Origin of the sequence: Dryocola clanedunensis, assembly GCF_038405435.1 — a bacterium.
Lineage (GTDB): Bacteria > Pseudomonadota > Gammaproteobacteria > Enterobacterales > Enterobacteriaceae > Dryocola > Dryocola clanedunensis_A.
The window spans coordinates 1-574 of record NZ_JBBYHZ010000154.1; the positions used below are offsets into that span (position 1 = coordinate 1).

Annotated in this window: 1 protein-coding gene; it reads left to right on the forward strand. The window is 70.9% G+C overall.

The window, feature by feature from the left end:
* Positions 1-574, forward strand: a 574-nt coding sequence (locus tag AAE045_RS23955) for an SMP-30/gluconolactonase/LRE family protein (RefSeq protein ID WP_455549797.1), incomplete at both ends; no start/stop codon positions are given.

Sequence of the window (574 nt, forward strand, 5' to 3'; positions counted from 1 at the left end):
GTCGATCCGACTGCGCCCTGCCTGTTGCGTTGGGACGGGACCCAGTGCGAACGGGTGCCGCTGCCCGAGCCGGTCTGGTCGCTGGCCATGGCCGACGGCACGCTGGTGGGCAACGGCGAAACGCACTTTGTCGCGTTTGCGCCCGACGGGCCGCTGCAGGCGGGCCCGGAAGTGGACGTCGGCGCAGGGTGCCGGCTCAATGATCTGGTCACCGACAGCCGCGGCGGGTTGTGGGGCGGGTCGATGCATCAAGGCCTGCTCACTGGACGCGGCGCACTATTCCATGCGCCGGCCGTGGATGCGCCGGCGCGGCGCGTGGCCGACGGCCTGGGCGTGGCCAACGGCATGGCGTTCTCGGCTGACGAAACCACCCTGTTCGTGATCGACACCTTGGCCCGCACCCTGCTCGCCTACCCGGCCGATGTGGTGGCAGGCACGTTGGGCGAGCCGAAGGTGGTCACCGATTTCCTGGGCGTGCCGGGCAAGCCCGACGGCATGGCGATGGCGCGCGATGGCCACCTGTGGGTGGCGATGTGGGGCGGCCATTCGGTGGTGGAGTTGGCCGCCAACGGCG